This window comes from Stenotrophomonas sp. P5_B8 (genome assembly GCF_054049855.1).
Genome location: NZ_JBFULO010000212.1, coordinates 1 through 6,440, shown reverse-complemented (window position 1 = coordinate 6,440; position 6,440 = coordinate 1). Strand labels below are relative to the sequence as shown.

Genomic DNA, 6,440 nt, shown 5'->3' with positions numbered 1-6,440 from the left:
GTCTGGGGAGGCCTGAATGCTTCAGACCGCATGTCGGCGTCATCGGACCGGCACGCTATACTCATCGCGCTGAACCATACAGGGAGCCGGAATGAGCACGTTGCAGGATCTGCGCGTACTGGTGGTGGAGAACGACGAGATGAGCGCGGCGCTGCTGCAGATGCAGCTGGCACAGTCCGGCGCCGTTGTCGTGGGCCTTGCCGCCTCGGTTGCCGAGTCATTGCGCCTGCTGGGCACAAGCGAGCCGCAGGTGGCGTTGCTGGATTACCGGCTGGCCAATAATGAAACGAGTGAAGCCGTCGCCGAGGCACTGAGTGCGCGCGGGATTCCGTTCGTGCTGACCACCGGCATGGCCCCGGATCATCTGCCGGCGGCGCTGCGTGCGGGGGTGGTGTTGAGCAAACCGTACCTGACCGCCGAGTTGATTGCGGCATTGGCCCGCGCGCTGCAGGGCGCCTCGGTCGCCAGCTGATCGCGGCGGCTCAGGCCGCTTCGGTGTGCGCCAGGTCGACCGGTTCGCGGTCGTCCAGGATGCGGTAAAGCGCGGCCAGGTCCTGTGGGTCCGGATTGAGCCACGCATCCAGGTATTCCGGCCGGATCGGCACGATGCAGCGGTCGTGGCCGGCCGCAGCGACGTCGCGCGGCGGTTCATCGGTGATCGCGGCGAACGATAGCAGGCGTCCTTCCGGACCTTCCCACTCCGACCACAGGCAGGCGATCAAAAGATCGCGCGGTGGCTGCGGTCGAAATTCCAGGACGACGTTACCCGGCTTCTCGCCGGGCGCCAGTGCGCGCTGCTCCAGCGCGTGGCGCGGCACATGCTCGTAGAACGACTGCACCACCACTACGCCGTGGCGATGTCCGAAGGCGCTCTTCCAGTAGGGCTCCAGGCTGTCGCGGCGCGCGTTGTAGGTGCCGGGGTAGAGGGTGTCGTTACGCGCTGGCTTGTCCGGCAGGCGGCATTGGTAGCGCATCGGCTTGATCACGCGCTGGCCGTGTTCGGACACGATCACCGGTGCGTATACGCCGGGGAAGATGCGGCTGTCGCGCGGTAGCAACCCGCTGCGGCGCAGGTCATCCAGGCGCGCTTGCGCGCGTTCGACCCGGTTGCCGGCGATGCGCGCCTCGTTGCGGGCCTTCTGCGTCGGGCGGGCGGCCAGGGCAGCTTCGGCCGCAGTGAGGCGGGCGCTTTGCAGGCGGATCTCCTGGTCGAGGGTCTGCATTTCCTCGGCGTGCCACTGCTGGATCTTCGCCACGATGTCCTGGCCCTGGGCGGTGCGCGCACCGGCAAAGCCATCGTCCATGGCCTTGGGCGTCTTGGGGCGCTGCTTGCCGGCGTCGTGGGCGTAGAGCTGGGCGAATTCGTCCAGCGACATCATGGCCCCGTACTCGCGGACCAGCTTGGTGTAATCGGCGCGGATCTGGGCGGAGTAGCACATGCGCACAGGATAAGGCGATTGGTCGCACCCGATGAGAAAGGGAAGGTGCATGCTGATGGTCCATTCACCGGAGTGCGTTCCGCCATGTCCCTGCCTGATGGCCTGCAGTGTTTCCCCCATCCGCCCAGCGTTGCCGAATACCGTGAACTGCGGGTGCTGGCCGGGCTGAGCCCGAAGTCGCTGGCGGCGGCCACGGTGGGCCTGCCCAATACGGTGTTCGGGGTGAGTATCCGCGACGGCGAACGCCTGCTGGCGATGGGCCGGCTGATCGGCGATCGCGGGTGTTTCCTGCAGGTGGTGGATATCGCGGTGCTGCCGCAATGGCAGGGCAGGGGGCTGGGCAAGGCGGTGATGCAGCAGCTGGATCAGTGGCTGCACGCCAATGCGGTGGGCGCGTATGTGAGCCTGATCGCCGACGGGCAGGCCAATGCCCTGTATGCGCAGTTCGGGTTCGTGGAAACCGCGCCGCGATCGGTGGGGATGGCCAAGGTCATCGGCTGAAAACAAAAAGCCCCGACCGAAGTCAGGGCTGTTTGTTTGAAGCTGGCGTCCCCACGGGGATTCGAACCCCGGTCGCCACCGTGAAAGGGTGATGTCCTAGGCCTCTAGACGATGGGGACGCGTTAAACCGAATTTTGGCTTCTGTCGGACGGCCTGTGTCCGRAGAAGTGGTGGAGCCAGGCGGGATCGAACCGCCGACCTCCTGCATGCCATGCAGGCGCTCTCCCAGCTGAGCTATGGCCCCACGTCGTGAGGAGCGGAATCATAGCGATGGCGTTTTGGATTGGCAAGCGAAAAATCGCATTTCATGCACTCGGCAAACGTTGATGACGCAGACGCAACGCGTTGCTGATCACCGACACCGAACTCAAGCTCATCGCCACGGCCGCCAGCATCGGCGACAACGTGATCCCAAGCGGATACAGCAGGCCGGCCGCGACCGGAATGCCGAGCCCGTTGTAGAGGAAGGCGAAGCCCAGGTTCTGGCGCATGTTGCGCACGCTGGCGGTGGACAGCTGGCGTGCACGCAGGATCCCGCACAGGTCGCCCTTGACCAGCGTGACCTGCGCGCTGGACATCGCCACGTCGGTGCCATTGCCCATCGCGATGCCGACATCGGCCGTGGCCAGTGCAGGTGCATCGTTGATGCCGTCGCCGGCCATCGCCACCTTGCGTCCCTGCGCCTGCAGCGTTCGGATCAGCGCGGCCTTGTCGGCCGGGCGCATTTCACCGTGCACCTCGTCCAACCCGAGTTCGCGCGCGACCGCTTCGGCGGTGGCGATGCCGTCGCCGCTGGCCATCACGATGCGCAGACCGTCGCGATGCAGCGCCGCGATTGCCTCGGCGGTGGATGCCTTGATCGGATCGGCCACCGCAAGCAGCCCGGCAAGCTGTCCATCGACGGCCAGGTACATCACGCTGGCAGCGGCGCGACGCAGGCCTGCGGCATGCTCACGCAGGGCGTCCAGCGCGATACCCTGTTCCTGCATCAGCGCTGCGTTGCCCAGCAGCATCGGCTTGCCGTCCACGCTGCCACGCACACCCATGCCGGTCAGCGAATCGAACGCCGCCACCGGCGACAACGGCACGCCGCGTTGCCTGGCTTCGGCCACGATGGCCGCGGCCAGCGGATGTTCGCTGCCCTGGTCGAGGCTCGCCGCCCACTGCAGCACCTCATTGACGGCGAACGGGGCGACGGCCTGTACGTCGCGGAACTGCGGTCGGCCTTCGGTCAGCGTGCCGGTCTTGTCCACCACCAGCGTATCGATCTGGCGCAGCGCCTCGATTGCTTCGGCGTCGCGGAACAGTACGCCGTGCTGCGCGGCCCGACCGGTGGCGACCATGATCGACATCGGCGTGGCCAGTCCCAGCGCACACGGGCAGGCGATGATCAGCACGGCCACCGCACTGAGCACGCCATGGGTCCACGACGGTTCCGGTCCGAACAGGCCCCAGCCGAAGAACGTCAGCACCGCGGCCAGCAGCACCGCCAGCACGAACCAGTAAGCGACCCTGTCGGCCAGGCGCTGCATCGGTGCGCGCGAGCGCTGGGCCTGCGCCACCAGCTGCACGATCTGCGCGAGCATGCTGTCATCGCCCAGGCGGTCGGCGCGGATCACCAGGCTGCCGGTGCCGTTGAGGGTGGCGCCGATCACGCTGTCGCCGACGCCCTTGCCGACCGGCACCGCTTCACCGGTGAGCATCGATTCGTCGATGGAGGAGCGGCCTTCCAGCACGGTGCCGTCAACSGGCACCTTTTCGCCGGGGCGCACGCGCAGGCGATCGCCCGGTTGCAGTTGGCCGATGTCGACATCTTCCTCGTGGCCATCCTCGCGCAGTACCCGAGCGGTCTTCGGGGCCAGACCGAGCAGCGCCTTGATCGCCGCCGAGGTCTTGTCACGCGCGCGCAGTTCCATCAACTGGCCCAGCAGGGTCAGCGAGATGATCACTGCGGCCGCTTCGAAGTACACCCCGACATGGCCGTGCTGGCGGAAGGAAGCGGGGAACAGGTCCGGCGCGATCGTGGCGACCACGCTGTAGCCGTAGGCAGCCAGCACGCCGGTGCCGATCAGGGTCCACATGTTCGGACTTCGGTTGCCGATGGACTGCGCCCAGCGCTGCAGGAACGGCCAACCGGCCCACAGCACCACCGGGGTGGCCAGCGCCAGTTCGATCCACACCCGCAGGTCGGGCGACAGGCCGCGCAACAAGGGCGTCATCGCCAGCATCGCCAACGCCATGGTGGCCACGCTCAGCGGCAGGCTCCACCAGAAGCGGCGGCGGAAGTCGGTCAGTTCGGGATTCTCGCCCTCGTCCAGGCTGGGCATCATCGGTTCCAGCGCCATGCCGCAGATGGGGCAGGTGCCGGGGCCTTCCTGCACGATCTGCGGGTCCATCGGGCAGGTGTAGAGCGTGCCGGCCGGAACCGGCGCGGCCACATGCGATGACGGATCGAGATAGCGCTGTGGGTCGGTGATGAATTTGCGGCGGCAGCCATCGCTGCAGAAGGGGTAGTCGCTGCCGTCGTGGCGGGCATGATGGGCCGTGGTGGCCGGATCCACGTCCATGCCGCAGACCAGATCCTTGACGGTCTGCGCGTCGCCAGGTGGCTTGCTGCCGCAGCAGCGGTTGCCGTGTGCCGGGACCGGGGCGGGCGCCGGCGTGCTGCTGCAGCAACTGCTGCCGCCGTGGCGGTGGTCATGGTTCATGGGCGGGACTCCGTCAGGGCGGCAAGAATCGGGCATTGCGCGAGCTCGCCGTGGCCGGGGCAGGCGTCGACCAGTTGCTTGAGCGCGCCGTGCATGCGCTGCAGCTCGACGATGCGTTGTTCGATGTCGGCCAGCTTGTGCACGGCGCTGTCGCGCACCTGGCCCATGTCCTTGCCGCGCTGGTCGCTCAGGCTGAGCAGTTCACCGATTTCTTCCAGGGTGAAGCCCAGGGCCTTGGCGCGCCGGATGAACTGCAGCCGGGTCAGGTCGTTGCCGTCGAAGACCCGGTAGCCGCCCGCGCTGCGGCGCGCGGTGGGCAGCAGGTGCTGGCGCTCGTAATAGCGCACGGTGTCGATCGGCACGCCGGATTCGCGTGCGAGCTGTCCTATGTTCATGTCCACCTCGTTGAAGAGCTGGGCGCAGCGTAAACCCTGGAGTCTGGTCAAGAGTCAAGGGTTGCTGAAGGGCAGCCTGCCGATGTCGCGCCTGGACCGAAAAATACAACTAGTTTCATAGCCGCCGCGCCGCCGCCTCCGTAGGCTCGATCAGATTCGCGGAAATCCCTTGTCCCACGTGGGTTTCGCTGGTTACAGATCTTGCTTGAGGAGCTTGCCCATGGATGCACCCTTCACCCCCCTGTCGACTGTCCCCAAGAGCGCATCGCCGGTCCTGATGGAAGTGGCCGTGCTCGAGTACCCCGGCAGCCTGAGGGCAGCGGCGCCTGTGCTGTCCGAACTGGCGCAGCGCTGCAACCGCACGGCTGCGGCCGTCAAGCGCCAGGGTGCGCGGATGCTGGTCACCCGGTGGACGCTGTCCAGCCGGGGTGTGCAGCGGGTCGCCGGTGCCGAGCTGTTCGGTGATGCGCCGCCAGCGATCGTGGTCGTGCCCGGCAATGAGCCGAGCTGGCCGCTGGCGCCGCCGGATGAGCGCATGCTGGCGTGGCTTCGCGACTGCCACGATGGCGGAAGCGTGCTGGCCGGCTGCGATGAAGGCGGGCTGCTGATGGCCGCCAGCGGCGTGTTGGCCGGACGCACGGTGAGCCTGCCGGACGTGGCGCGTTGCCCCTCGCTGGCCTCGATGGTCCCGAGCTGGTTGCAGGGTGATCGTGCCCTGGTCGATGACGGCGACCTGCTCAGTGCGTCCGGCGTGGATGCGTGGAAGTACCTCAGCCTGCGGCTGCTTGCGCGGGTGTACGGACAGAGCGTGATGGCCGAGGCGATCGCGCAGCTGCAACTGGTGATCCCGCGCGCGGTGCAGGACGACCTGGAACGCTTCAGTCCCAACTTCGCCCATGGTGACCGCTGCATCCTCAAGGCGCAGCGCTGGCTGCATACCATCGCCGCGCGCGGGGTGACGCTGCAGGACATCTGCGACTCCTCCGGGCTGGAGCCGCGCACCCTGCAGCGGCGTTTCCTCAAGGCCACCGGGCTGCGTCCGATCGAGTACTGCCAGCGCCTGCGCATCGCCAAGGCGCAGTTGTTGCTGCAGGCCGGCGGGGTAGTGGATGAAGTGTCGTGGGCGGTTGGCTATTCCGACCAGAGCGCATTCCGCCGTCTGTTCCTGCGTATCGTCGGGGTGACCCCGGCACGTTATCGCCGGCAGATCTTCGTGCAGCGTCGCGGTGAGCGCACGCGCACCAGCGTACCGCGTGATGTCGAAGAGCCGATGCGGTCTGCGGCCTGACGTCGCCGTGCCAGCAGGCAGGACGTAGATGCAACGGCGGGTACGCGCATGCGGCCTGCCGTTGTCGTATGTGCGGTTKCGGCTTGCCCGATCCGGGATGGGCTGGGAC

Annotated in this window: 6 protein-coding genes and 2 tRNA genes; 3 read left to right on the top strand and 5 right to left on the bottom strand. The window is 67.4% G+C overall.

All coding sequences use genetic code 11. From position 1 onward, the window contains the following. Positions 1 to 91 precede the first annotated feature (91 nt). Positions 92 to 472 carry a response regulator gene (locus ACXJKH_RS12445; protein ID WP_256777212.1) on the top strand — a complete coding sequence of 127 codons (381 nt, stop codon included), beginning with the start codon at positions 92 to 94 and terminating at the stop codon, positions 470 to 472. A 10-nt stretch (positions 473 to 482) separates the two neighbouring features. Here ACXJKH_RS12445 and ACXJKH_RS12440 read toward each other — a convergent pair whose 3' ends face one another. Further along, the gene (locus tag ACXJKH_RS12440; protein WP_457319665.1) at positions 483 to 1,439 is read right to left on the bottom strand and encodes an SOS response-associated peptidase family protein; all 957 of its coding nucleotides are present in this window, start codon (positions 1,437 to 1,439) and stop codon (positions 483 to 485) included. A gap of 84 nt (positions 1,440 to 1,523) precedes the next feature. Here ACXJKH_RS12440 and ACXJKH_RS12435 point away from each other — a divergent pair, with 84 nt between their 5' ends. Continuing rightward, positions 1,524 to 1,940, top strand: a complete 417-nt coding sequence (locus tag ACXJKH_RS12435; RefSeq protein WP_457319664.1) for a GNAT family N-acetyltransferase — start codon at positions 1,524 to 1,526, stop codon at positions 1,938 to 1,940. 43 nt (positions 1,941 to 1,983) lie between these two features. Here ACXJKH_RS12435 and ACXJKH_RS12430 read toward each other — a convergent pair. From ACXJKH_RS12430 to ACXJKH_RS12415, 4 genes are all read right to left on the bottom strand, one after another. Next, positions 1,984 to 2,059: transfer RNA gene (locus ACXJKH_RS12430), tRNA-Glu, on the bottom strand. 49 nt (positions 2,060 to 2,108) lie between these two features. Next, a tRNA-Ala gene (locus ACXJKH_RS12425) sits at positions 2,109 to 2,184 on the bottom strand. A gap of 61 nt (positions 2,185 to 2,245) precedes the next feature. Next, a complete protein-coding gene (locus ACXJKH_RS12420; RefSeq protein WP_457319663.1) occupies positions 2,246 to 4,648 on the bottom strand; it encodes a heavy metal translocating P-type ATPase in 2,403 nt (800 codons plus the stop codon). After that, a complete protein-coding gene (locus ACXJKH_RS12415) occupies positions 4,645 to 5,043 on the bottom strand; it encodes a heavy metal-responsive transcriptional regulator (RefSeq protein WP_457319662.1) in 399 nt (132 codons plus the stop codon). Before ACXJKH_RS12415 ends, ACXJKH_RS12420 begins: the two co-directional genes overlap by 4 nt. A gap of 220 nt (positions 5,044 to 5,263) precedes the next feature. Between ACXJKH_RS12415 and ACXJKH_RS12410 the strand changes: the two genes are divergently transcribed. After that, positions 5,264 to 6,331 carry a GlxA family transcriptional regulator gene (locus tag ACXJKH_RS12410; RefSeq protein ID WP_457319661.1) on the top strand — a complete coding sequence of 356 codons (1,068 nt, stop codon included), beginning with the start codon at positions 5,264 to 5,266 and terminating at the stop codon, positions 6,329 to 6,331. Positions 6,332 to 6,440: the final 109 nt, after the last annotated feature.

Coding starts and splice junctions, on each gene's coding strand:
- ACXJKH_RS12445 (WP_256777212.1), top strand. CDS start 92: ATGAGCACGTTGCAGGATCTGCGCGTACTGGTGGTGGAGAACGACGAG.
- ACXJKH_RS12440 (WP_457319665.1), bottom strand. CDS start 1,439: ATGTGCTACTCCGCCCAGATCCGCGCCGATTACACCAAGCTGGTCCGC.
- ACXJKH_RS12435 (WP_457319664.1), top strand. CDS start 1,524: ATGTCCCTGCCTGATGGCCTGCAGTGTTTCCCCCATCCGCCCAGCGTT.
- ACXJKH_RS12415 (WP_457319662.1), bottom strand. CDS start 5,043: ATGAACATAGGACAGCTCGCACGCGAATCCGGCGTGCCGATCGACACC.
- ACXJKH_RS12410 (WP_457319661.1), top strand. CDS start 5,264: ATGGATGCACCCTTCACCCCCCTGTCGACTGTCCCCAAGAGCGCATCG.